Below are 25,423 nucleotides of genomic sequence, written 5' to 3'. Positions count from 1 at the left end.
TCTATTGGAACAAACGCGGTACACCCCATGACAGTTGATGAGTCGGTTATGGCTCTGGAAAAGCAAAAGGGGTAATGTCATGGCGGCCAGTCTGAAGCTTGTGGAAGGAAAAAAAGTGGACGCAGACCGCCAGAAGGCATTGGACGCAGCGCTATCGCAAATAGATCGCGCGTTCGGCAAAGGTTCGGCTATGAAGCTTGGCCAGAGGAAAGCGATGGAAGTGGAAACGATTTCCACTGGTTCGCTCGGCCTTGATATCGCGCTCGGCGTGGGCGGATTGCCCAAGGGCCGTGTGATCGAAGTTTACGGTCCGGAAAGCTCGGGCAAGACTACGCTGGCGCTGCATGTCCTGGCCGAAGCCCAGAAACAAGGCGGCACCGTCGCTTTCGTCGATGCCGAACATGCGCTTGATCCGGTCTATGCCCGCAAGTTGGGAGTCGATATTGACGAATTGATCGTATCGCAGCCCGACACTGGCGAGCAGGCTCTTGAGATCGTCGATACGCTGGTTCGCTCCAACGCGATTGATGTGTTGGTTGTGGACTCCGTTGCTGCACTGGTCCCGCGCGCTGAAATCGAAGGTGAAATGGGTGACAGCCATGTCGGCCTGCAAGCCCGCCTCATGTCGCAGTCGCTGCGCAAGCTGACCGGTTCGATCAACCGCTCCAAGTGCATGGTAATCTTCATCAACCAGCTGCGCATGAAGATCGGCGTAATGTACGGCAATCCCGAGACGACAACTGGCGGTAACGCGCTCAAGTTTTACGCCTCGGTCCGTCTCGACATCCGCCGCACCGGTCAAATCAAGGACCGCGACGAGATCGTTGGCAACTCCACGCGTGTGAAAGTGGTCAAAAACAAGGTCGCGCCGCCGTTCAAGCAGGTCGAATTCGACATCATGTATGGGGAAGGCATTTCCAAGATCGGCGAGATTCTCGATCTTGGCGTGAAGGCAGGCCTCGTGGAAAAGTCGGGTAGCTGGTTCAGCTACGACAGCGTCCGGATCGGCCAAGGCCGTGAGAACGCGAAGACCTTCCTGAAAGAGAATACCGAAATGTGTGCCAAGTTGGAAGCCGCCATCCGCGGCAAAACCGACGAGGTCGCCGAGGAAATGATGACCGGTCCGGACGCGGACGACTGATCTTCATACCTCGAAGCGGGAGCTTGGGCGGCATATCAACCCCTGTCGCCTGAATGCCGGACTGTCCCCCGGTGCTCCCGATTAAACGGAAAGCCGGTGCGCGCGCTCTTCATGATGCTGCCGCACCGGCTTTTCCGTATCTGGTCTGGCGAAACGATGATGTTGCGCCTACGCAGTCGGCTCGAAACAGCAGGAGCTTCGCATGACCGTTACAGTCCACCATCTCAACAACAGCCGTTCACAGCGTATCCTGTGGCTTCTCGAGGAGCTCGGCGCTGACTACGAGATCGTGGCATATCAGCGCGACAGCGAAACTAATCTTGCCCCGCCGGAACTGCTCAGCGTCCATCCCCTGGGTAAGTCGCCGGTAATTGAAGACGATGGGCGCATGATTGCCGAAAGCGGTGCAATCATCGAGTATCTTTGCGCAAAACATGGCGGGAAGGGCTGGCTTCCCGAACAAGGCAGCCATGCCTGGGTCGATCATCTGGAATGGATGCAATTCGGAGAGAGTTCCTTCTTTGTCCCCGTCATGCTGAAAATCTATGCCGGTCGGCTTGGCGAAGCCGCTGCACCGCTCATGCCGCGCGTCGATGCGCAGCTCGAAGCCCACATCAATTACGCCGAGGCGAAGATTTCCGATGATCTTCACTTCGTCGGCCACGATTGGAGCGCAGCGGATGTGATGATGAGCTTCCCCGCCGAGATTGCAGTGATGCAGGGGTATGCCGAGCGCGCACCCAAGCTCGCCAAATTCGTCGAAGCAATCCACGCACGCCCCGCTTGGCAGCGCGCACGAGAGAAGGGCGGTGCCTATTTCGGTTGGTGAGAACGCTGACCATCCGACCCTTGCAAATGGCGGTTCAGCCTCACAAAGCTCTGCGATGATGTTCGGCCATCACAGTTAAATGCAACATAGGTAAATCAATGAAAATCGCTGTATTTGGGCTCGGTTATGTAGGGCTATCCAACGCCATCATGCTTTCGCAGCATAATGAAGTTGTGGGGTGTGATATTTCCCAACCGCGGGTCGACATGCTGCGCGGGGGCAAATCGCCGATTCAGGATGTTCTGGTGCAGGAATATCTGCAGCGCGACGATTTGAATCTCGAATTCACAACGAAATTCGAAGACGCGATAGCCGGGGCCGAGTTTGCCGTCGTGGCAGTCCCTACGAATTATGACGTCGACAACAACTTCTTCGATACGTCTGCAGTGGATACGGTAATCGAAGGCGTCCTCAAGGCGAGTGACACCGCGATTATCGTTATAAAATCGACCATTCCGGTGGGCTATGTTTCGTCCGCTCGCGACCGGTTCGCAAGCGACCGAATTCTCTTCAGCCCTGAGTTCTTGCGTGAAGGCCAGGCGCTGCACGACAATTTGCACCCCTCCCGCATCATCGTGGGTGAACGGTCCGAGCGCGGTCAGCGCTTTGCTGACTTGTTGTCGCAGCCCGTTCTAGACGATGACACTCCGGTGCTCCTGACTGATCCAAATGAAGCCGAGGCGATAAAACTTTTTGCGAATACGTACCTCGCTATGCGCGTCGCGTTTTTTAATGAACTCGACAGCTATTCGCTGTCGCGCGGGCTCGATACGCGGCAGATCATTGAGGGGATCGGTCACGATCCGCGCATTGGTTCGCACTATAACAACCCTTCCTTTGGTTATGGCGGTTATTGCCTACCCAAAGATACCAAGCAGCTTTTGGCGAATTACAGCGAGGTGCCCCAGAACCTGATCCGCGCGATTGTCGATGCGAACCGCACGCGGAAAGATTTCCTCGCGGATCGCATTATCGAGAAAGGACCTGAAAAGGTCGGCGTGTTCAGGCTCGTGATGAAAGCGGGTTCAGACAACTTTCGGCAGTCTTCCATCCAAGGCATCATGAAGCGTGTGAAGGCCAAGGGCATCGAAGTGATCGTCTATGAGCCGGTCATGGAAGAAGACAGCTTCTTTGGTTCGCGCGTCGAACGCGATCTCGAAAAGTTCAAAGCGGACTGTGACGTCATCATTGCAAACCGCCTTGATCCCGAACTCGCTGATGTGCGCGACAAAGTCTTCACCCGAGACCTTTTCGGGGCCGACTGATGAAGCAGCCCCGTACCGCGCTCGTGACCGGTGCGGCCGGTTTTATTGGCTACTTCACATGCAAACGGTTGCTGGCAGACGGTTTCCGCGTCATCGGCGTCGATAATCTGAGCGATTACTACGACGTCCGCTTGAAAGAGCGCAGGCAAAGCGAGCTTCTCCAGAACCCCGGCTTTCGGATCGTAAACAAAGCAATCGAAACGCCGCAATTGCTGATGGACCTGTTCGAGGCCGAGCAACCGGATATCGTCATACACCTCGCTGCGCAGGCCGGTGTGCGGTATTCGATCGATAACCCGCGCTCCTACCTAGAGAGCAATCTGGTCGGGACCTTCGAACTGCTCGAAGCAGCGCGCGCCTTTCCGCCCGGGCATATGTTGCTGGCTTCGACATCTTCGGCCTACGGCGCGAATACCGAGATGCCATATCGCGAGACGATGAAGGCGGATCACCAGATGTCCTTCTACGCCGCGACGAAAAAGGCGAACGAGGCGATGGCTCACAGCTACGCGCACCTGTTCGGGCTTCCGGTCACAATGTTCCGCTTCTTTACCGTTTACGGCCCCTGGGGCCGACCGGATATGGCGTTGTTCAGGTTCACAAAGGCAATGCTCGCTGGCGAGGCTATCGACGTCTATAATCACGGCGAGATGATGCGCGATTTCACTTTTGTCGAAGACCTTGTTGAAGCAGTCCGGCGCTTGGTAGACACGCCTCCCATAAGGCCAGACAAGCCCAAAGACATCGCCGACGGTGACAGCCTTTCTCCAGTGGCCCCCTGGCGTATCGTCAATATCGGCAACTCCCGACCGGTGCAGCTCGGCGACATGATCGCTGCGGTTGAAGAAGCGCTTGGTGTGGAGGCCAGACGAAACCTCATGCCGATGCAACCGGGTGATGTCCCGGCGACATGGGCAGACGCCGATTTGCTCAAATCGCTCACCGGCTATGTGCCGCAAACCGATATTCGAGAAGGCGTTGGCAAGTTCATCGAGTGGTACCGTGACTATTATCAGGCCTGATCTTTGACCCAGAAATCCGAATGGACCGGGCGTGTCGGCGAAAGCTGGGCCCATGAATGGAGGCGCACCGACCGAAGCTTTGGTGGGCTGACCGATCGCTTGTTGCAGGCTGCGACCAGCAGCCCTTTCAACCAGGTGGTGGATGTCGGATGCGGGGCAGGGGAAGTGTCGCTGCTCCTCGCTGCTGCGAACCCGTCGGCGCGGGTCACGGGAGTTGATGTAAGCGAAAACCTCCTGGCGGTTGCCAGGCTCCGTGGCGAAGGGGCAGACAATGTCGCGTTCGTGCTCGGAGACGCTTCTCAGTGGGAGGCAGGTGAGGGTGAAGCGCCCGACCTAATCGTATCGCGCCACGGTGTAATGTTCTTTCCCGAGCCGGTCACTGCATTCGAGCATTTGCGAAGCATAGCTCGGCCCGGTGCGAGGTTGGTGTTCTCCTGCTTCCGCGAGCGGCGTGACAATCAATGGGCAGAGCAGCTGACCTCCGTACTTGGCACAGGGAGCTCTCCTGCAGATCCCCGTGCACCGGGGCCCTTTGCCTTTGGCGAAGCGGATTACGTCGAAGACATACTCACTAGGGCAGGGTGGACTGACGTACACTTTTCTCCTGTCGACTATGAAATGGTTGCGGGTGAAGGCACGGACGCACTTGAAGATGCGGTGTCTTATTTCCTGAGAATTGGTCCGGCTGCCCGCGCGATTTCAGAGATGGACGCAGCCGAGCGTGACCGCACGATGGGCCGATTGCGCGAAATGCTCTATGCCCAATCCAAGGAGGGCAGGATAACTTTGCCCGCTGCGTCATGGATAGTCACGGCCAAACGCGCAGACTGATCGGAAGCTCTGCACAGTCTGAGCAGGCATTCATGCTTGTCGGCTGCGCGGCGATTGCCTACTTGCGCGAACATGACGTCGACCAACGAAATCCGCCGCTCCTTTCTCGACTATTTCGCCGGGACAGGTCACCAGGAGGTGCCGAGTGCGCCGCTGGTGCCGTTCAGCGATCCCACGCTGATGTTCGTGAATGCGGGCATGGTGCCGTTCAAGAACTCGTTCACCGGGCTTGAAGCGCCGCCTGCGTCGCGCGCAACAAGCGCGCAGAAATGTGTCCGGGCTGGCGGTAAGCACAACGATCTCGACAATGTCGGTTACACGGCGCGTCACCACACCTTCTTCGAGATGCTCGGCAATTTTTCGTTCGGCGATTACTTCAAGGAACAGGCTATCGAGCATGCCTGGACCCTGCTCACCAAGGAATGGGGCCTCAACGCTGAACGCCTGCTGGTCACGGTGTACCACACCGATGATGAGGCATTCGATCTCTGGAAGAAGCTGACCGGCTTTGCCGATGACCGGATTATCCGGATCCCGACCAAGGACAACTTCTGGGCTATGGGAGCCGATGGCCCATGCGGTCCGTGTTCCGAGATATTCTACGATCACGGGGATCATATATGGGGCGGCCCTCCCGGATCGCCTGATGAAGACGGCGACCGGTTTGTCGAGATCTGGAACTTGGTGTTCATGCAATTCCAGCAGGAAGCCGACCAGATCGTGGGCGACCTCCCCAAACCCAGCATCGACACTGGCATGGGCATAGAGCGTGTCGCGGCGGTCATGCAGGGCGTTCACGACAATTACGATACCGATACTTTCAAGGCGCTGATTGCCGCAAGCGAGAGCCTGACGGGCGTGAAGGCGGACGACGCCACGACTGCAAGCCACCGGGTCATCGCGGACCATCTTCGCTCGACCAGCTTCCTGCTCGCCGATGGCGTCCTGCCCAGCAATGAGGGCCGCGGCTATGTCCTGCGCCGGATCATGCGCCGCGCAATGCGTCATGCGCATCTGCTGGGTGCGGGCGAGCCGCTCATGCACCGGCTCGTGCCGGAACTGGTCAGCGAGATGGGCGGGGCCTACCCTGAAATCGTCCGCGGACAGGCGCTGATCCAGGAAGTGCTAGAGCGGGAGGAAGCTCAGTTTCGTCGCACTCTCGACAAGGGTCTCAAGCTGCTGGATGAGGCCACTGGAGACATGGGCGAGGGCGGGACGCTGGACGGCGAGACCGCGTTCAAACTCTACGACACCTATGGTTTCCCGTATGACTTGACCGAAGATGCCCTTCGCAACCGCGGAATTGGTGTCGACAAGAACGGCTTCGATGCCGCCATGACCCGCCAGAAACAAGCTGCCCGAGCAGCCTGGAAGGGGTCCGGAGAATCCGCCAGCGAAGAAATTTGGTTCGACATCGCGGAGCGCGAAGGATCGACGGAATTCACCGGCTACAGTTCTGTTACCGGTGAAGGCGTGGTTGTCTCGATCATCAAGGATGGCGCCGAGGTCGAAAGAGCGGACGCAGGTGACGAGATCATCCTTCTTACCAACCAGACACCGTTCTACGGCGAAAGCGGCGGGCAGGCAGGTGACGCGGGACGGATATGGACCCCCGAAGGTCTGGAAATGACCGTTACAACCACGAATAAGCCGCTAGGCCGGTTGCACGCGCACGTCGGCAAAGTCGGCACGGGAACGGTGGCGGTAGGTGATGCTGTGCACATGGAAATCGATGCGGCGCGCCGCGATCGGATTCGCGCTAACCACTCGGCCACGCATCTGGTGCACGCTGCGCTCCGCAATCGTCTAGGCGGTCATGTAACGCAGAAGGGCTCGCTTGTTTCGGATGACCGGTTCCGGTTCGATTTCTCGCACCCCAAGCCACTGAGCGATACCGATATTGCGGCAATCGAGGCCGAAGTGAATGCAGAGATCCGTTCCAACGAACAGGTATCGACCCGGCTGATGACGCCGGATGACGCTGTTGCAGCCGGGGCGCTGGCGCTCTTCGGAGAAAAATACGGCGATGAAGTCCGCGTTCTGTCGATGGGCAGCAAACGGGATGAAGGCAAGGAATTCTCGGTCGAACTGTGCGGCGGAACTCACGTCGAGGCTACGGGCGATATCGGCCTTTTCAAGATAATCTCGGAAAGCGCAGTCAGTTCGGGTGTGCGCCGCATCGAAGCTCTGACTGGAGAGGCTGCACGGCAGTGGCTGTTGGGCCGCGATAGCGCCATTCGTACAATCGCAGGCGTTTTGAAAACGTCGCCCGATGAAGCAGCGGCGCGCGTCACGGCATTAGTGGAAGAGCGCAAGCGTCTTGAGAAAGAACTTTCGGAGGCAAAGCGTGCGCTAGCCCTGGGCGGCGGCTCAAGCGAAGCCAGCTCATCTGATGAGGACGTTGGCGGGGTCACATTTTCGGGACAGGTCATCGAAGGGCTCAGTCCGAAAGAACTTCGCCCACTGCTGGACGACGCAAAGAAACGCATTGGCTCCGGTGTAGCGGCAATTTGCGCCGTCAACGACGGCAAGGGCACGTTTGCCGTGGCTGTCACCGACGATCTTACGGACCGGATCAGCGCGGTCGATCTTGTGCGTGCCGGTGTCGAGGCGCTGGCCGGCAAGGGTGGCGGCGGCCGGCCTGATATGGCGCAAGGTGGCGGACCGGACGGTGCCAAGGCCGAGGAAGCGATCTCTGCCGTCAAAGCCCTTCTCGCACGCGAAAACGCCTGACGGGTTTAACCCCGCCAGGCGTTTGCAAATCATCAATTTGGCGCTGGGCATTTGCCTCAGGCGCTGGGTGTTTTCTTGGTCATGCCGTCCGAACCATGGGCGACGTCATACCCTTCGGTGTCGCCAGGAGCACCGCGCTTCTGGTTCGGCGCCGAGCTGGTCTGCGGATCGGCTACGTTTTGCGGCTTGAACTTTTCGTCGTTCGGGATCGGCTTGGTGGGGTCGATGTCACTCATTGAATTCTCCTTTGCCCATACAACGCATGGGAAAGCCGAGAGTTCTCAGAAAGTCAGCTGTTCGCAGTGCTAGAGCGAAGCTTGGGTTTGTAATCCAGGTCGCCGTCTTCTTCGATTCGCGCCCTGAATTCATCGCGCTTTTCGTGGATGGAAGCGATGACGGGTCCCATAGGGACACCGATATCGACCAAAACCGCTTCGGAAAGCTGGAGGGTCGCTTCAAGGGTTTCCGGCACAGCATGGCTTGCACCTGCGCGATATAGCTCTGAAGCATGGGCGATATCTCGCGCGCGTGCGACAATGAGAAGGTCGGGATGTGCGGCACGCAATTTCGAAACCAGGCGCTGGGCAAGGATAGGTTCGTCCATCGTCAGGACAACAGCCAGTGCGTTGTCGATGCCGAGGCGCTCGAGAGCATCTCCGCGCACCGCATCGCCGAACGTCGCGCGGTAGCCTTTGCGCTTGGCACTTTCGATGATGTCCGCGTCCGCATCGATCGCGACGTAGGGTTTGCCGTGCTCGTCAAGCATCTGGGCGATAAGCCGCCCAACGCGTCCGGCGCCGACGATGATTACACGCGGCTCGCCCTCATCCTCGAACGGCAATTCAGGAGCTGGTTCAACCCGGCGTCCCACCGCGCGCCCGAGGCGTGCCAAGAGCGGAGTTATGGTCAGGCCGATCGCCGTGACGATTTGCCAGAACTGGGCGGTTCCGGGCTGAATGAGCATCGCACTGCCTGCCGCAGCAAGGACGATCAAGGTTGTCTCGGAAGGGCTGGCCATCAATATGCCCGTTTCGGCAGCAGTACTGCGCCGCGCACCCATCAGCCTGAGCAGCATCCCGGTTAGCAGGGCCTTGAAAATGAGCACGCCAAGAACTGCCAGGGTAATCGGGAGCAGGTTGTCCCAAATCGTGGTGAGGTCGATGCTCATGCCAACCGTGATCAGGAAAATACCCAAAGCCAAGCCCTTGAAGGGCTCCATGATCGATTCGACTTCGCCGTGATACTCGGTTTCCGCGATCAGCAGGCCCGCAATTAGGGCGCCAACGATAGGCGACAAGCCGACCGCAGCCGTGGCGAGGCTGGCCCCGATGACCACAAGCAATGCGGCGGCAAGAAAAAGCTCGGGGCTCTTGGTGCGTGCTGCCTGCGCGAACAATCGCGGCAAGGCGATGCGGCCGGCGATCATCATTACTGCGATGACCAGTGCACCCTGCCAAAGCGTCTCGATCATGCCTTCCCAGCCTTGAGACGCAGCATTTGGTGCCATTGCGCCCAGCAGGAAGATGATCGGGACGATCATGATGTCTTCGAAAAGCAGCATCGAGAGGGCGGCGCGCCCAACAGGGCTGGTGCTGCCGGAAATCGGCAAGACAATTGCGGTCGATGAAAATGCCAGCGCAAAGCCAAGGGCGAGGGCGCCGGTCCAGTATTGACCCATCATCGCCAGCACCGTGGCGAGGCAAAGGCCGCCAATCATCAACTCCATCGCGCCGAGGCCGAAGACAAGTCTTCGCAGCTGCCACAAACGATTAAAGGACAATTCGAGACCGATGGCGAACAGCAGCAGGATGATGCCGAACTCGGCAAAGGGCTCAAGCGCCTCGGGATCGGATATCGTTATGTGTTCGAGTATCGGTCTTTCGTAAACCAGTTGGCCGAGCCCGTAGGGGCCCACCAGGATGCCGATCAGGATAAACCCGATAACCGGAGTGATCCGGAATCTGGTAAAGACAGGAATGACCAAGCCCGCTGCGCCAAGAATGACCAGCGCGTCGGAAATTGCGGGACTTGCGAGATCACCTGAGGCCATGCAGCCGATCTAGCCAGAGCCGGGGGTGCTGTCACGCGCCATGACCGGGTTAGCCACCGCCTGGTCCGCCATGGCCGAGCGGTTCGCGGCGTGGGCGCGGCTTTCCGGGATGCTTGCCGTCCTCGTCCCACTCGATCCGGTAAAGATCGAATCGCCTGTCGGCCAGGTTGCGCACCGTGCCTTCCGCTCTTGCCCATTGCAGGTCGGCGAGGTTGATGTCGCTGATCGTCAGCGTCTCGACATTCTCGGTGGCCTCGGCCGCGATACCGTCGCGGGCGAACGGGAAATCGCACGGCGTAAGGATGCAACTTTGCGCATATTGGATGTCCATGTTTCCAACGTTGGGAAGATTGCCGACATTGCCGGACAGAACCACGAAACACTGATTCTCGATTGCCCGCGCCTGGCAACAATAGCGCACGCGGAGATACCCCTGACGGCTATCGGTGCAGAACGGCACGAAGATGATACGGGCGCCTTCATCTGCAAGCCGCCGGCTAAGTTCGGGGAATTCACTGTCGTAGCAGATCTGGACGCCAATCGGACCGCAGTCCGTCTGGATGACTTCGACCTTGTCGCCGCCCTTGATATTCCACCAATACCGCTCGTTCGGGGTAGGGTGGATCTTCTCCTGCGCGTGGACCGAACCGTCCCGTAGGCAGACATAGGCGATGTTGTGGATGTCGCCGTCGTCCATCCTCGTCGGGTGGCTGCCAGCGATGATGTTGATGTTGTAGCGCATCGCCATCTCGGAAATGTCCTGGCGCAAGCGCGGTGTGTATTCAGAAAGCCTCTCGATGGCCTCCACCGGAGACAGTTCCTTTTCCTCGAAACTCAGCAACATTAGCGTGAAGAGTTCGGGAAAGACAATGAAGTCTGCTTCGTAATCGCTTGCAACATCGACGAAATATGTGACGTGGCGCATGAACTCGTCATAGTCGGCAACTTGGCGCGCCTGTAGCTGGCACGTGGCCACGCGAACCGCCTCTACCCCGCGAGGCAGGCGCTTCTTCACCGGCTGATCGCGCTCCACATACGGGTTGCGCCAGACCATCATCACGGCGTTCGCCATCGAAGCCTTGTCTTCGGGAAGGTAGCCCACAAGGATGCGTTCCGGCTCAAAACCATTGGCGAGCTGGAAGCGCAGGACCGGGTCGTGAAGCTTACCTTCAACGACTTTCTCAAGGTAATCTTTAGGACCTTCGACGCGTTTCTGGAAGCGCCGATAGTTTGGCATCCGGCCCGCAAATACGATGCCGGTGAGGTCGCGCTCTTCAGCAAGCGCACGCCGTTCTTCGTAAAGCCTGCGCCCAATGCGCACGCCGCGCACCTTCGGGTCGACACACATCTCGTAGCCATACAGCCAGTCGCCGGTCGGATCGTGGCGGCTGCCGTAGCCGTTACCGGTAATCTCATCCCAAGTATGGTCCTGGAAGGCGAGGGCTTCGCCGACCTGCATCGTCGCGCAGTATCCAACAACTTCCTCGTCGAGCAGTGCGACGAAACAGCCTTCCGAAAAATTGTTGATCTGGCCGCGGATTTCACCGTGCGTGTACGCGGGCATATCGTCGTAAACGCGCCTGACGAGGTGCGCAATTCCAGGGATATCCTTGATCATGGCATTGCGAATTTCGAGCCGCTTCTGGCCGAATTTTTCGCTCGTCTTGCGGCGCGGTGCGCGCTTTTTCGCCGGTATCTTCGCCATGTATCTCTCGTTTATCCTTGAGCCGCAAAAGAAAACGGGGCCGGCAATTGCCGACCCCGTAAGATCTAGCCTTGCTTACGAAATGCCGCAGCAGGCAATTGGTGTCAGCCCCAGTTGGCCATTTCCTGCTCGAGACCTTCGACGATCGCTGCGAAGAACTGCTCGGTCGTCATCCAGCTCTGCTGGGGGCCGATAAGCAGTGCGAGGTCCTTGGTCATCTTGCCGCTTTCAACCGTCTTGATGCAGACAGCTTCCAGCGTTTCGGCAAATTTGACCACGTCTGGGGTGTTGTCGAACTTGCCGCGATACATAAGACCGCGCGTCCAGGCGAAAATGCTGGCGATAGGGTTGGTCGAAGTGGCCTTGCCCTGCTGATGCTGGCGATAATGGCGAGTGACGGTGCCGTGCGCCGCTTCTGCTTCGACGGTCTTGCCGTCGGGCGTCATCAGCACGGAGGTCATGAGGCCGAGCGAGCCGAAGCCCTGTGCCACGATGTCCGACTGAACGTCGCCATCGTAGTTCTTGCAGGCCCAGACGAACTTGCCGCTCCATTTGAGCGCTGCCGCGACCATGTCATCGATCAGACGGTGTTCGTAAGTGATGCCGTGCTTGTCGAAGTCCGCCTGATATTCAGCTTCGAACACTTCCTGGAACAGATCCTTGAAGCGGCCATCGTACTTCTTGAGGATGGTGTTCTTGGTCGACAGGTAGACCGGCCATTTGCGGTCCAGACCGTACTGGAAACTGGCGCGGGCAAAATCGCGGATGCTGTCGTCGAGATTATACATCGCCATGGCGACGCCCGGGCTTTCGAACTCGAACACATCGAGATCGATGTTCTTCCCGTCGGCACCTTCGAACACAAGGCGCAGCTTGCCGGCGCCGGGGATCAGGGTGTCAGTGGCGCGATACTGGTCACCGAATGCGTGACGGCCAACCACGATCGGGTCAGTCCAGCCGGGCACTAGGCGCGGAACGTTGTCGATCACGATGGGCTCGCGGAAAACCACGCCGCCAAGGATGTTGCGGATGGTGCCGTTGGGCGAGCGCCACATCTTCTTGAGGCCGAATTCCTCAACGCGGGCTTCATCAGGAGTGATAGTGGCGCATTTGACGCCAACACCGTGTTCCTTGATCGCATTAGCGGCATCGACCGTGATCTGATCGTCCGTCTCGTCGCGTTTCTCGATCGAGAGGTCGTAGTATTTCAGGTCAACATCCAGATAAGGAAGGATCAGCTGCTCGCGGATCCACTTCCAGATGATCTTCGTCATTTCATCGCCGTCTAGTTCGACGACCGGGTTGGCTACCTTGATCTTGGCCATAAATTTCCTGTCTGTTCGAATTGATTTATGCGCGCTTTAGCAGAGGAGTGGACTAGAGCAAGGGACGGGGGCTTGGAACGATCGCGTCAACAAATGGGGTTGAATTTGATGACGCCATCGCTAGACAAAGTCCTAAGTCGCCGCCTGAATGCATTCGGGCAGGCCTTCACTTCGGTCTAACCAGTCGAATCCCTCGCAACACATTGTAAATGGTCGCCCATATGCCGGCAGACAGCCCCGGTCGTACATTGAGTCGTGCTTCGGCACCATTGGTGTCGGTCGTTATCCCGATGCATAATTCGCGTTCGCATATTCTTGAGACGGTGAATTCCGTTCTCAATCAGTCGCACGAGAACCTCGAAATTCTCGCAGTTGACGATGCGTCGAGCGACGACACCCTAGACCTGCTCGATAAAATCGATGATCCGCGGTTAAAGATTATTCCGCTAGACACGAATGCGGGCGCAGGCAACGCCCGGAACAAGGGTATTGATGCCGTTTCTGGCGAATTCCTTGCCCTCTTGGATTCCGATGACCGCTGGTATCCAGATAAGATCGAAAAGCAGCTTCGGTTCATGCAATCGAGCGGAGCGAAAATGTGCTACACAAGGTACGATCTGATCGACAGTGAGGGTAGCAAGATTGGCTCGAGCGGTCCGTTAGCCGCGAGCGTCACTTACGAGGAACTTCTGCGGCATTGCATCATCCGAACTTCAAGCTTGATGGTTGATCTCGGCGCCCTTCCAAAGCCCGTTTATTTTCCGCTCATCAGGAAGCGTCAGGATTTCGTTTTTTTCTTGCGCTTGCTCAAAGTTTTAGGCGAAGCCCGGTTGCTTGACGAAGTCACCAGCAGCTACCGTATTCACAGCGGTACGGTGTCGTCCAACAAGTTCAAGGTGATCCCGTTTCAGTGGAACGTTTACCGTACGCAGGAACAGCTTCCGCTCGCTAAGTCGCTGCAGCTCATGGGTGGATGGTTTTTCAATGCTGGTTTCGTAAATGCCCGGCGAGTGATGCAATGGCTGCGTAGCCGTTAGTAGAAAGCATGGTGGCCTCTCCCAAACATATTGCGGTTGTTGCCCTGCGTCGCTCAGGCACGACAGCACTGTGGAACCTGCTCCGTCAGGATCGACGATACACCTGCTATGATGAACCCTTCAGCAGGCTGCTCCATGACTTGCCCGCCGAAAATCAGAAGCGGACCCGCGCCGAATTCATTGCGCTGTACAATCGCGACCCCCAGCGTTTTCGCGATCTTTATGCACCGATCAGCCGAGGGGAAGAAGTCACCCGCGAGTTTTCCGAAGGGCAAGTTCAGTACCTTCAGTATCTGCTCGACAGCGGACCGGTCGCGTTTGATGTGACGAGATGCATGGGCAAGATCCGGGCGCTCCATGAGGCCGCCTCCGATGCAGTGCTTGTCCATCTCTTCAGGCATCCCGTCGCCTTTGCGAGTTCACACCTCCAACCTTCAGATAGTTTCGACCCATTCGGGCTGCGTAAAAGCTGGAACCGCAGGACTGCGCTACAGCGCAAGCGCCGGTTTAATGGCTGGGGAATGGAAGAACTCACGCGTGGCCTTCACTTCGACGCTACCGCTTCACTCTTATCCGAAGCCGGAGTGAGTTTGCCAAAGTTGGCGAGCAATGTCCCTGCTTTCCATCGTCTCCTCGCGATATGGCTCGGCGCATTTCGCCTGGCGGAGAGCGAGGGACGAGAATGTTACGGCGATCAATTTATGTCACTGTCATTTGAAGAGCTTTGCAGCGAGCCTGCGGTAAACATTTCGCAGATTCAGGATCTCGCTGGAATCGCCCGCGTATCAATTGATAGTTCTTGGCTTAAACCCGCTTCGAGGGGGCTTCGGCCGGATTCGGAGAAATGGGCTGAAGGCGCGCGGTCAGTCGGTTTTAGCGCCGATGAGATGGCGCGGTTTTTTCCGAACGAGGCTGCTTGATGGGCACTATGCGCATCAGCAAGCTCATGCGCTGGGGTAGCGTCGCGATCTTGATCCGATTTCTGTCCGCAGCTTTGGGCTTTGGGCTAATTTTCGTCATGTCGAAATGGATGACGACGACCCAGTTTGGCCACTTCGGCTTTGCGTTCAGCGTTGCGACAACGGTTTCTCTTGTGACCGACCTGGGTCAGCAGCGCTTGATTTTGCGATCGCTGGCCGCTTATCGTGAGCGAGATAGGCCAGACCTCATGCGCGCCGTGCTTCGCTATAGTATGGCCAAGACGGCCATGGGCGCGCTCCTCGCCGTACTAATAATTTTCGCCTTTAATGCCGTGAGCGACATGAACGCGTCGGCAACTGCGGTAGCGCTACTATCCATCGGAATGCTGGCCGCCGATTTTCAGGCCCACATCTTACGAGGACTGGGAAGTCTGGTCGGTTCGTTGGTTCCGCGCGAAATCGTCTGGCGTCCCATCGCCCTTGGTATTCTCGCCTTGATCGGTGGAGGAATCTCGATCTTGGTGGATGCAAATGCGGCGATCTGGGTCTTGGCGTTGTCGCTGGCCTTTCTAACATTTATTCAATTCCTTTTTTTGACCCGGCCGCGTTGGCGGGCCGAATTGACGAATTTCGCGAAATTTGAGGAACCTGCCAGCGGCGACGAAGAAACGATAAGTCAGAGCAAAGCTGGCTGGCGCGCCAGTTCGATGAGGCTTTGGGCGGTCTCTGCGATGAATTCAGGCATTCTCCCGTTCAGCGTTGTAGTCGTAGGGCTTTTTGTGAGTCCTGCTGAAACCGGCGCCTTTTTCGCTGTTGTCAGGATAGCGGCTGTGATTGCGTTCCCTCTGCAGGGACTTAACCTCCTGACCTCTCCTTTGCTGGCCCGTGCTTATGCGGCCAATGACCGCGACCGTCTTCAAAGCGTTGCAAGCTTTACGGCCTTATGGTCAACGGCGGCGGCTCTTGCCGGCATCGCTGTGCTTGCCTTCTTTGGAGAGCTCCTGCTGGGACTGTTGAACCAAGAATTCGCAAGCTCAGCGACGACCCAACTGGTCGTAATGTGCGGTTTCTTGATCGCCGCGATGTGCGGATCGAGCGGTCAACTCATGAACATGACAGGACATGATCGCGAATTCCTGCGCATCCTCCTCATTGCCAATCCGATGGGCTTCGCCAGTCTCATTTTGTTGAGTTACCTTTATGGCGGTCTGGGGGCTGCCTTCGGGCTCCTCATATTGAAGGCGAGCTGGAATATCTGGGTCGTGTTCTGGGCCAGAAGGAATCTTGGCATCGACCCCTCGGTCGCGGCCTACCTTCTCCCGCTTAAGGAACGAGCGTTATGACAGCCCCTACATTTTTCATCGCGGGCGCGCAGAAGGCGGGGACTACCAGCTTGCACGCGATGCTGGCCAAGCATCCGAATGTTTTCATGTCCACTCCCAAGGAGCCGGGCTATTTCATTCGCGGCTTCGATGACCAAGAGCGTTGGCAAACCATGAAACGCCCTGGACCTGATGGCACAATCCAGGATCTCTCGCAGGTCGACATGGGCGTTTTTACGGAGCAGGCCTATGCGGCGATGTTTGCATCCCGTGCGGCGCAATTGGCCACGCACAGGGGAGACGCCTCTACACCCTATTTTCCATCGCCCAACGCGGCGCGGCGAATTCGCGAAACGGTGCCGAATGCGCGCATCATCATCGCATTGCGTGACCCGGTCGCTCGTGCCTACTCCGCTTGGGGCTATAATTCCTCGCGCGGGAACGAACGTGCTTTAACCTTCGAAGAGGCGGTCGATGAGGAATTGTCAGGGGGCCGCGACGACTGGGTATACGGTTGGCGGTACCTTTATACCGGCCTTTATTCTCAGCACTTGCAGCGGTATCTTGATGCATTCGGCGATGAACGAATTCTCCTGCTAAAGTTCGAGGATTTTCGCGCTGACAGTCAGGCCGTTTTCGACCGTATCTGCCAATTTCTGGAAATTCCAGCCGCCGAAGTGCAATCCGGCGATCGCGAGAATGTGACTGTGCAACACAAAAACAAAACCCTGGGCGCGATCCGCAATGGTTTCAATCGGCCCAGCCTGGTTAAGTCCATGGTCAAGCCCCTGCTTTCACCGGGACTTCGCCGAAGCGTAAGCAGGAGCGTGACACAATTTGTTGATAGATTTGCAGACCGGCCCGAAAGATTGAGTGAGGAAATGCGCGACAGGCTCAACGCCTATTTCTTAGAAGATTGTCGCAAGCTCCAAAGCATGGTCCCATTCGATATTTCGGACTGGTCCCCGCTTGCTGCCAAATATTCAGGAGGGGCGCATGGCTGATGGTGTGATGCCCATCTACGTGATCGGACGGGCCCATTCGGGATCTACAATCTTGACCGTTCTCTTGCATGGTCATCCCGGCATCGAGGGATGCGGGGAGATCCTCGATGCGTTTGCACGGGGGCCAGAAGAGAAGTGCTCCTGCGGAGAGCCAATTCGCGAGTGTGTCAAATGGTCAAAGGTATTCGACCAATACCAACGGGATACCGGCCGCAGTCTGGACGATGACATCCCCGTCCTTTACGAAATGACTGACATACGTGAGTTCAGGTCAGCGCTGTCAAGCAAACCAGAGAACGTTGATGATCGGTGGGCGTTCTATGCCTCTGCAACGCGCTCGCTCAGCGCCGCTATTGGCAAGGTCTTCGGAGTTGAAGCTTTTGTCGATAGCCACAAGGAATACACGCGCGGACTGATGATGTTAAAGTCTGACCCGGCTGCGAAAGTCATTCATATCTATCGTGAGCCTGACATCACCATCACCTCCCACTATTACAGGCTTGGCACGGGCAGCCCTATAAAGTTCATGAAGCGACTCTATCGTCCCGGGCTCATGACTTTTCCCTTCATGATGCTGCTCGCGGCAGGATGGTCAGTGGGAATGCTGGCAGCGGTCAGGATCGCCAGCGCGTTCCCGAAACGGGTATTACATGTTTCGCATGACAATCTCTCCGCAAACCCGCGTGCCGAACTCGAACGGATCGGAGATTTTCTCTCCATGGATATGTCCTCAGTGACCGATCGGATCGCTGCCGGAGAGGCCTTCGAAATCGACCATCTGATTGGAGGGAATGAGTTCAAGCACGAAGGCAAGATGGCCTTTAATCCGCGGACAAAGGGGCGCCGCAAGGCACCTTGGTATTATCGCGCTTCGGCATGGCTGTTCGCTTGGCCCGGCGCTTTGGCCCGTCGCACTTACATCAAATCTTGAAGCACCCCACTCGGTTACGCTCGAAAGCCAGTCCAAGATCCATGTCAACCCAACCAGAAAACGTTCTCGTAATTGCCAAAGGCTTCCCCCCGGATATCGGAGGGATCGAAACATATTCTTACGAAGTTGCCTCAGCCTACGCCGAGTCCGGCAAAGTCGTGAGAGTCTTGGCCTCGCATATCGATGAGGCTTTGACTGAGACTAGCGCGTTCGATTGGTTCCTCTCCGTCAAGCAGCGCTCACAGGCAAGCGTTGCGGTAAAGATGCTGGCCGGATTGTTGCGATTGCGCCTTGCCGGATACAGCCCAGATATGATCCACGCGACGAGCTGGAGGGTAGGGGGGCTGACCCGCTTGGTTTGGCCAAGGACCCCTCTGGCGATTACCGTCCATGGAAAAGAAGTTTTCACAATTTCCAAACCCATGGAAAAGCTTGCGCGTCAGGTTCTGTCAAAAGCCGATCGATTGATTTTTGTAAGCGAAGCAATTCGTCAAAAATTCGATGCGGCCTATCCCGGACTGGCTGAACGAACAGTTGTCGCGTGGAACGGCACCACAAAGTTTGATCATCCCAAGATTTTGCCGGAACGAGAAACCTCGGCAATTTTCACTGTGTGCCGGCTGGTCGAACGGAAGAATATCGTCGCGTGCATCGAGGCTTTGGCTTTGGTTCGTGACCGGGGAAAGCACTTTCGATATCGGATCGCTGGGACCGGACCGGAGGCGGATGGGATTAGGCAATCCATCGAGGAGCATGGCCTCGGCCAGCATGTCGAAATGCTCGGCTTCACTAGTGAAGCGCGAATGGTCGAGGAGTACAGCCGTTCTGCGCTGTTCCTTCACCCTCAGGTGATTGCCGACAATGGCGCAGATATCGAGGGATTCGGCATCACCATTGCAGATGCGATGCAATTCGCGTGTGTCCCGATTGCAGGAAACAACGGTGGGCCACTCGACTTCATCGTAGACGGTGAAACCGGTTATCTTGTCGATGGGCGAGATATCGATGGCCTTGCAGACCTAATCGAAAAGCTCCTCGACGATCCCGACAAACCAATTCGTATTGGCTTGGCAGCGAAGCGTTTTTCCGACGCGAAGCTGACTTGGTCGTCCCACGTGCAGACTGTCATTCAGGCATTGATGCTTCCGAAGTGACTATCGATCCCGTGAATTGCCTGGCCTTCATCTAGCTGAGAAAACCGACTTCTTCAGTTAGAAGAACATTAATCCTATCGGATCCCTCGATATCCTGGAAATTCACGCCCCTGGCCTTGCGCCTCACTTCAACGAGCGCGTCGACCTTACCGTTGATGAGTCTGAAATTGTCGAAGTTGGCATTGCTCAAAGTACCAAACTGCATGAGGGCTGCGGCATCGGCGATCTCGTCATCGAAACTCCATGTGATGTCGCGAATGGAGAGATCCGAAACCTTCTTATCGCTCTTCCACAACATTGCGCCTTCCGGCATTGCCGAAGCTGTCAGCCTTTCAATCACAATTCTCGACGATGCGAACTTGGCCCCAAACACGGTCGTATTCGCGAAGCGAGGGCCTTGGTGAGTGACCGAAATATCTCCAAAATAAGCTGAGCGTTCTCCGGTTACATGGACGATCTGAGAAGGATTGTTCCCCTTGTAAAGGGTAGAGAGATCACCCGTGATTTCGAGGCGTTCGATCAAGGTTGGTTGATCCAGATCGCTCCTCAGCCATAGCACCGACTGTGTATCAAGTCCGTCGATTGGATTAGGAGCGAGATCGGTAACTCGGCAATCGCGGATCATTCCGCAGGATATCACCACCATCGCATCATGTGCGTAACCCGATAGATGCGTGTTTTGTACGAGTATATCCGGGTTGCGATCTGCGTAGATTAGGTGGTCCGTATCGCTGTCGGCAATTCGGCAATCACGAATGGTTACCTTGGGAGCGCGATTGGCCACGATTCCGCTGCGGACCGTGTTGTGGATGTGCATCCTTTCAATTAGCGTGCTGCTCGGCGCACGGTAGCCTTCGTCTTCCTCCATCTCACCAATGTTTATGCCGCCCTGCCGCAACAAGTGACGGCGGAACGACTTCTTTCCGGCGGCCTTGCCGCCGGTGTCGGAGAGATAATTACGATATCCGTCGCGGTGATCGAAATGCTCTCTGGCAGAACCGTCATATTCAAAATCGGAAAAGACGATATCTTCCGCGCCTGAACGTGTAGAAAGCCCGCGGAAGGCCTGCTCCGCCGGAGAGCGAGGCGCACTATTCGCTAGTAGATCGGCAAAGCTTTCGCCATGGATCATCGTCTTGAGGCCGACGCGAGCTCCCTGGCCTAAGTCGGCATCTCCTCGGAGTGTCTGGCCGCTAGCTACCCAATTTGCCGTGTGTTCGAAAAATCCATCAAGAACCGCGATTTTAGCTTCGCTATCCAGCATGGCCTGAAGCGCTAGTGTGTTATCGTGACCAGGTTGCTCAAGAGCACCGAACCAACTTGCCTTGGCGATGCCTGGCAGGCGGATACCGCCGTAAGTTTGCCACAGGAAACTGCCTCGCTTCCGCGCTGAGCTTCGAGGCAAGCCTTTCGACCATTGAACGTTCCGGAGGTTGAACAAGGGGCCGGGCGAAGTAGTCTGGATATCTTGCTCGAACTCGACCACGGATCCGGTAGCAGGTACTATGACGCCGCCTTCAAAGATGACCTTGGCTGCGACCTTGATGGGTTCGCTGACCGTCCATACGCCGCGTTTAATACGGATGACTTCGCCGGGTCCGCTATTGCGAAGCTCAGCAGTAATATCTCCGTCGCTGTTCAAGTGCGACAAAGTCTTCGTGGTGCCGAGCACCGTTCCCGAAAGAAGGCCAAAGGCCAGACTGCCTTTGATGAGATTTCTGCGGTCGATCGGTAATACTCCAACGCTCTTACTGCTTCCCCAACCGACAACGAGCGGCATTTGCGGTTCGTAACTTGATGCCATGTGGCGCCACTGCAGATTTATCGTCACTTAACGTTTTTGTTCCGCCCGATGGTTGCGGTGCCATCCTTGATCAGTTTCGAGGCGTCATCCTGCTGTGGCAGCCCGGTTCCTTTGCGGGTTCAAAGGCACTAGGTTGACGGCGTGGCCGCAGAACGCTGAGAAACGAAGCATTACTTTCAGGACGAATTGAACCGTTCAAGGCCGTGTCTGGTTAACGGGACTGGCACTGATCCAAAGATGCTCAGGGCAAGGTTCGGAATCGGGAGAAAGATAAATCGCACGCTATTTTCGGGCTAATCAAACGCTCAATCGGCGACGCGGTCTGCGTTGCAGTTTACGGGAGAGCTTTATCTCGGCCGGATTGGGGCGCTGTCGGTAGAAAGCCATTTGGCGGGCTTTGATGATTAGGATCAACCCGATTCCAAGTCCGATCCAATCGTTGAGATCGAATAGGCCCTGCGCCGACAGCTGCGTGAGCGCGATACTATAGAGCACGATGGTAATACCGCCGATCATCAATCTGCGTTCCGCCGCAGAAGCGTTCGGTTCAAGCAGTCTGAACAGCCCTGCCAATGCGAATTTTGCAAGGACAAAAAACCAGAACACTGCGGCGGCAAGACCTAAGAGGCCGGCAGAAAAGTAGTCTGCCAAAAATAGGTTGTGAGCATATTTATAGCCAAGGCCGGGTAAATTAAGGTTGGTGCCCAATCCCGATCCGAACAGGCCACCATCGTCCAGGACCATCAATATTCTGCTCAGGTCATTGAAACGAGGATTGTCCAGGAATTTTGCTACAAATTCACCAATCCCGTCTTGGGCTGCGATACTCCAACCGAGATAAATGAGAAGCGCACCAAAGCCCATGGTGAATGCGTAGATCATCAGAAAGCGGGTTTTGCGATTTCCCTCTACGAAACCGAAATAGAAGATGTGTGTCAGCAGGATCAGACCCGCAAAAACGGTAACCCGGTCACTATACGCCATCAGTATGCAGAAGACAGCATTCAGCATGGCAATTCGTACGGCCCAGTCGCGAGCAGCGTCGCGGGTTTTAGTCATGATCCGGTCCGCAGCGAGGAGGTGTATTGCTGCCAGTGTCGGTGTCAGGATTGAACTTCCGAAAGCGTTCGTCGACTTCGGCGCAACTTCAGAGAAGAAGCTTGCGACCCCCTGAAGTCCAAGGCCGTGCAAGGCACCTACGAAATAGAGCGATTTCAACTGTCTGATTTGTCCGCTCAACAAAGCATCGAGCGCGATTGAGAGGCTGAAATTACCTGTTGCCGCATGACCGACAAAAATCACGAAGTGCAGGGATATGGCCAATCCGAGAGACCCCCAGGCAAAGATACCCGCTAGGTCAGAGAGAGAAAACCTTGAAGCCATGGCGCAGATCAGCAACGTAGCCAAAGCACTCACGAAATCGACAACGATCAACGTGAGGCCGTCGATTACGTAGTCCGACCAAGCGAGGGAAATCAGGAGGACCGAAAGTCGCACCACAACTCCCAAAAACACGAACATCGTGACGCTTCTTGCGACTGCTTCACTGCGCAAGATGGTAGGAATGAACGCGAGTATGAGGACGACGGCAAGTTGTGTCGGCTTTAAAAATGCCAATCCAATTGATTGAAGAGGAATAAAGCCGAGCGGCAACGCGCAGATGAATATTATGAGCGCCATCCGAAACCAGCGCGCAGCGCGCTGGTCAGCAACGGCACCGCCTCGAGTCAGGCCTCGACTGGCGGAAACGACTGCAGGCCCCGAATTACGGCTCATTTGATTTGGGCGCTGATAATTGCCCCCACGTGTCTGCATCATTGAACTAGGAAATTTCCTGTTGAAAGTTTGTTTCTGGTCGCAGCGAATGACCCTCGTTGCGCCGAGAGGTTTTTTTGCTAAATGCTGGCGGCGAGCGAACATGCCCGAGGTCTAATCGCTTCACGCTTTGATCTATCAGCGGATTATAGGGGCTGCGGTGCCCTGACAAGTGGATGTTGATGATCGGGTATGGCATTCGCAAAACTATTGTGAGCCTTCCGCTTGTTAGCGCATGGTTCAGCTTTCCCAGTGTCCAGGAGTACCATGCGACAGCTTCACCGTGGCCCATCGTCGGCTAGAAGATCAAAACAGGGGTCTCGAAAGCAGCCCGCTAGCGCGCTTCTTGTGCGGGTTGGCGAAGCATTGGGGTCTGATCGTGGCCGCTTCGTAGCGTTTTGCGCATTTCTCAGTATCGTTGCTCTGACTGGCGGCGGATCGAGGCCGGATATCCAATCGTTAGTAATCCTGCGGCCAGTAGCAGTTTTCGCTTTGTTTTACGGACTTTGGTTCATGCGCAATGGCGACGTCAAGGGCGCCAAGGTGCCGCTGGCTGTAATACTCGGCTTGATGGCAATCGCGATCTGTCAGCTCATCCCGCTACCTTGGTCGGTATGGACAGAATTACCCAAGAGATCGGCCATTGCTGAGATTGATACTCTTTTGGGTATGGCCGGTGTCTCAAGGCCGCTTAGCCTCGACCCCGCACGCACATGGAACACGCTTTTTGCGTTGTTGGTACCGCTGGCTGCGTTAGTACTCTTCTGTATTCAATCAGGCCGCTACGTCCGAATGTCGCTACTTGCCCTTGTTGCGCTAGCTCTTGCGAGTGCAGCTGTGGGATATTTGCAAGCGATTGGGATCAAGGCGCTGCACTTTTACGCCATCACTCATGATCACCATCCTGTAGGCCTGTTTTCTAACAAAAATCACCAAGCAGTATTGCTGGTGTGGCTCCTGATGACGGTCGCGTGGTTCGCAACCCTCATTGACCCTGCTTCGCGCAAGGCAAAGGCTCATGGGGCCGCAGTTCTCGCAACCTTGTTTGTTATCTTCCCATTGATTCTCCTGAGTGGCTCGCGCGCTGGCCTGCTCATGAGCTTCCCTGCCTTGATGATCAGTCTCTGGTTGCTTTCCCGCTCGAAAGTTTACCAATTGTCCGCAGCCAAGAAGGTGAACATGAAGCGGGTTAGGGTCGCTTTCATTCTGGCTGCACTGATCATTGTGTTGGCAGGCATTTTCAGTGTGCTCGCGTTGTCAGATAGGCAGGCGGCTCTTTCGCGGTTGTTCGCTTCTGATCCTGCCGATGAGATGCGTTGGATTTTTCTCCCTCTACTCTGGGAAATGACCGGTGATTTCTTTGTATTAGGTACTGGATTCGGAGCCTTTGCTGCGACGTTTCATATGTATGAGTCTACCGAAACACTTGGCCCGGGATATCTCAATCAGGCGCACTTGGATCCTCTGCAGCTGATAATAGAAGGCGGAATACCAGCGCTGATACTGGCCGCATGGGGATCGGTGTGGCTCGTTTGGAAGATCCTCGCGCTATGGATGAGTGGTAAGCGGCCCCATCGCGATCTGGCTATATACCTGGCATCGGCGATTGGTGTGTGGTTCGCAGCGAGCTTGATTGACTACCCTTTACGCGCGCCAATCATATCCGTCGTCTTTGTGATCTTGACCGCTCACCTCGGTATCTCTAGCGTCCGCGGCGGCCGTGACATGATGCGGCAGCCATCGGAAAGCACTAGGCAAAGAAAGCAATGACGGGTCGCACCGCCTGAGCTACCTCGATGAGGAATAAATTTCTATGATACGTAAGTTTTGTCTCGCCGCGCTCGTATTGGCGACGGCTGCATGCGGAGGGGGTCCACCCGAGCTAGGGCAGGCTCCCAATGTAGCATACGTGCAGGCCGATGCGATGCCTGCGCCTGTCAATGGCGGCGAGGGCTATGTCTATGCACTCGGCCCGATGGACAAAATATCTGTTGAGATCGTTGGTCTTCCCGACATGCGGCGTGATATCACCGTCGACGGGCAGGGCTTTGTATCCATTCCGATCGCCGGTGCTGTATCCGCCGCCGGTTTGACACCGACTGAACTCGCGGGCGTCATCGAAGAGCGTCTGCGCGCCCGTTACGTTCGTGACCCTCAGGCACTGGTGAATTTGGTCGAAGGCAACAGCAATGTTGTGACTTTGGAAGGGCAGGTGAGACAACCTGGCCTCTATCCGCTCCGTAGCGAGACCACCTTGTCGCAGGCGATTGCGACCGCTGGTGGTGAGGACGATCTCGCCAAGATCTCGATTATTATCTTACAGCGACAAGTCGATGGCCAGGAGTATATCGGACTTTATGATTTGCAGGCCATCCGATACGGCAATTATGCCGACCCCATAGTTTATCCTGGTGACACAATAGTCGTGGACGAATCTCGCAGTCGCCGCACGCTCGATACTTTTCAGGGTATCACCAACTTGCTTACCACGCCGCTCATTATACTTTCCCGCCAGCTTTGAGCCTTGCGCGATCA

Annotated in this window: 20 protein-coding genes; 14 read left to right on the top strand and 6 right to left on the bottom strand. The window is 56.4% G+C overall.

The genetic code is table 11. The features are described from left to right. Positions 1–79 precede the first annotated feature (79 nt). The 6 genes from recA to alaS all read left to right on the top strand — a co-directional run bounded on the left by recA (position 80) and on the right by alaS (position 7,821). Positions 80–1,141 carry a recombinase RecA gene (recA, locus tag K3166_RS07045; RefSeq protein WP_221421597.1) on the top strand — a complete coding sequence of 354 codons (1,062 nt, stop codon included), beginning with the start codon at positions 80–82 and terminating at the stop codon, positions 1,139–1,141. Positions 1,142–1,343: 202 nt separating this feature from the next. Then, positions 1,344–1,970, top strand: coding sequence for a glutathione S-transferase family protein (locus K3166_RS07040; protein WP_221421596.1), 627 nt, complete (start codon positions 1,344–1,346; stop codon positions 1,968–1,970). A 98-nt stretch (positions 1,971–2,068) separates the two neighbouring features. Beyond that, positions 2,069–3,235: a nucleotide sugar dehydrogenase gene (locus K3166_RS07035; RefSeq protein WP_221421595.1), complete on the top strand. Its 1,167-nt coding sequence runs from the start codon at positions 2,069–2,071 to the stop codon at positions 3,233–3,235. Further along, the gene (locus K3166_RS07030; protein ID WP_221421594.1) at positions 3,235–4,257 is read left to right on the top strand and encodes an NAD-dependent epimerase/dehydratase family protein; all 1,023 of its coding nucleotides are present in this window, start codon (positions 3,235–3,237) and stop codon (positions 4,255–4,257) included. The genes K3166_RS07035 and K3166_RS07030 overlap by 1 nt, the downstream gene beginning before the upstream one ends. Positions 4,258–4,260: 3 nt before the next feature. Beyond that, complete coding sequence (locus K3166_RS07025; protein WP_221421593.1) at positions 4,261–5,088, top strand: class I SAM-dependent methyltransferase; 828 nt, start codon at positions 4,261–4,263, stop codon at positions 5,086–5,088. A 72-nt stretch (positions 5,089–5,160) separates the two neighbouring features. Next, positions 5,161–7,821, top strand: a complete 2,661-nt coding sequence (gene alaS, locus K3166_RS07020; RefSeq protein WP_221421592.1) for an alanine--tRNA ligase — start codon at positions 5,161–5,163, stop codon at positions 7,819–7,821. 56 nt (positions 7,822–7,877) lie between these two features. Here alaS and K3166_RS07015 read toward each other — a convergent pair whose 3' ends face one another. The 4 genes from K3166_RS07015 to K3166_RS07000 form a co-directional block, all read right to left on the bottom strand. Further along, entirely contained in the window at positions 7,878–8,057 is a 180-nt protein-coding gene (locus K3166_RS07015) for a hypothetical protein (RefSeq protein ID WP_221421591.1), read from the bottom strand. A 53-nt stretch (positions 8,058–8,110) separates the two neighbouring features. Then, entirely contained in the window at positions 8,111–9,871 is a 1,761-nt protein-coding gene (locus K3166_RS07010) for a cation:proton antiporter domain-containing protein (protein ID WP_221421590.1), read from the bottom strand. A 49-nt stretch (positions 9,872–9,920) separates the two neighbouring features. After that, positions 9,921–11,576, bottom strand: coding sequence for a bifunctional GNAT family N-acetyltransferase/carbon-nitrogen hydrolase family protein (locus K3166_RS07005; protein WP_221421589.1), 1,656 nt, complete (start codon positions 11,574–11,576; stop codon positions 9,921–9,923). A gap of 104 nt (positions 11,577–11,680) precedes the next feature. Beyond that, complete coding sequence (locus K3166_RS07000) at positions 11,681–12,901, bottom strand: NADP-dependent isocitrate dehydrogenase (protein WP_221421588.1); 1,221 nt, start codon at positions 12,899–12,901, stop codon at positions 11,681–11,683. A 209-nt stretch (positions 12,902–13,110) separates the two neighbouring features. Between K3166_RS07000 and K3166_RS06995 the strand changes: the two genes are divergently transcribed. From K3166_RS06995 to K3166_RS06970, 6 genes are read left to right on the top strand one after another with little or no spacing between them, the layout of a single operon-like run. Further along, on the top strand, positions 13,111–13,938 hold the full coding sequence (locus K3166_RS06995) for a glycosyltransferase family 2 protein (protein ID WP_221421587.1): 828 nt from the start codon (positions 13,111–13,113) through the stop codon (positions 13,936–13,938). An 8-nt stretch (positions 13,939–13,946) separates the two neighbouring features. Beyond that, positions 13,947–14,858, top strand: coding sequence for a sulfotransferase (locus tag K3166_RS06990; RefSeq protein ID WP_221421586.1), 912 nt, complete (start codon positions 13,947–13,949; stop codon positions 14,856–14,858). 8 nt (positions 14,859–14,866) lie between these two features. Then, on the top strand, positions 14,867–16,201 hold the full coding sequence (locus tag K3166_RS06985) for a lipopolysaccharide biosynthesis protein (RefSeq protein ID WP_221421585.1): 1,335 nt from the start codon (positions 14,867–14,869) through the stop codon (positions 16,199–16,201). Then, positions 16,198–17,184 (top strand): sulfotransferase family protein, encoded by a 987-nt coding sequence (locus tag K3166_RS06980; RefSeq protein ID WP_221421584.1) that lies wholly within the window; start codon positions 16,198–16,200, stop codon positions 17,182–17,184. The genes K3166_RS06985 and K3166_RS06980 overlap by 4 nt, the downstream gene beginning before the upstream one ends. Beyond that, on the top strand, positions 17,177–18,115 hold the full coding sequence (locus K3166_RS06975) for a sulfotransferase (protein WP_221421583.1): 939 nt from the start codon (positions 17,177–17,179) through the stop codon (positions 18,113–18,115). The genes K3166_RS06980 and K3166_RS06975 overlap by 8 nt, the downstream gene beginning before the upstream one ends. Beyond that, complete coding sequence (locus tag K3166_RS06970; protein WP_221421582.1) at positions 18,061–19,269, top strand: glycosyltransferase family 4 protein; 1,209 nt, start codon at positions 18,061–18,063, stop codon at positions 19,267–19,269. Before K3166_RS06975 ends, K3166_RS06970 begins: the two co-directional genes overlap by 55 nt. Before the next feature lie 31 nt (positions 19,270–19,300). On the opposite strand, the gene K3166_RS06965 is transcribed toward K3166_RS06970, so the two are convergent. Both K3166_RS06965 and K3166_RS06960 read right to left on the bottom strand, forming a co-directional pair. Beyond that, positions 19,301–21,100 carry a right-handed parallel beta-helix repeat-containing protein gene (locus K3166_RS06965; protein WP_221421581.1) on the bottom strand — a complete coding sequence of 600 codons (1,800 nt, stop codon included), beginning with the start codon at positions 21,098–21,100 and terminating at the stop codon, positions 19,301–19,303. 270 nt (positions 21,101–21,370) lie between these two features. Continuing rightward, positions 21,371–22,993, bottom strand: a complete 1,623-nt coding sequence (locus K3166_RS06960) for a hypothetical protein (protein WP_221421580.1) — start codon at positions 22,991–22,993, stop codon at positions 21,371–21,373. A gap of 408 nt (positions 22,994–23,401) precedes the next feature. On the opposite strand from K3166_RS06960, the gene K3166_RS06955 reads away from it, so the two are divergent. Further along, a complete protein-coding gene (locus K3166_RS06955) occupies positions 23,402–24,658 on the top strand; it encodes an O-antigen ligase family protein (protein WP_221421579.1) in 1,257 nt (418 codons plus the stop codon). Between the two features lie 43 nt (positions 24,659–24,701). Further along, entirely contained in the window at positions 24,702–25,409 is a 708-nt protein-coding gene (locus K3166_RS06950; RefSeq protein WP_221421578.1) for a polysaccharide biosynthesis/export family protein, read from the top strand. Positions 25,410–25,423 lie beyond the last annotated feature (14 nt).

The organism is Qipengyuania psychrotolerans, from assembly GCF_019711355.1.
Classification (GTDB): Bacteria; Pseudomonadota; Alphaproteobacteria; order Sphingomonadales; family Sphingomonadaceae; genus Qipengyuania; species Qipengyuania psychrotolerans.
Note: the sequence above shows the minus strand (reverse complement) of the source record. Positions and strands in the feature narration are given on the sequence as shown.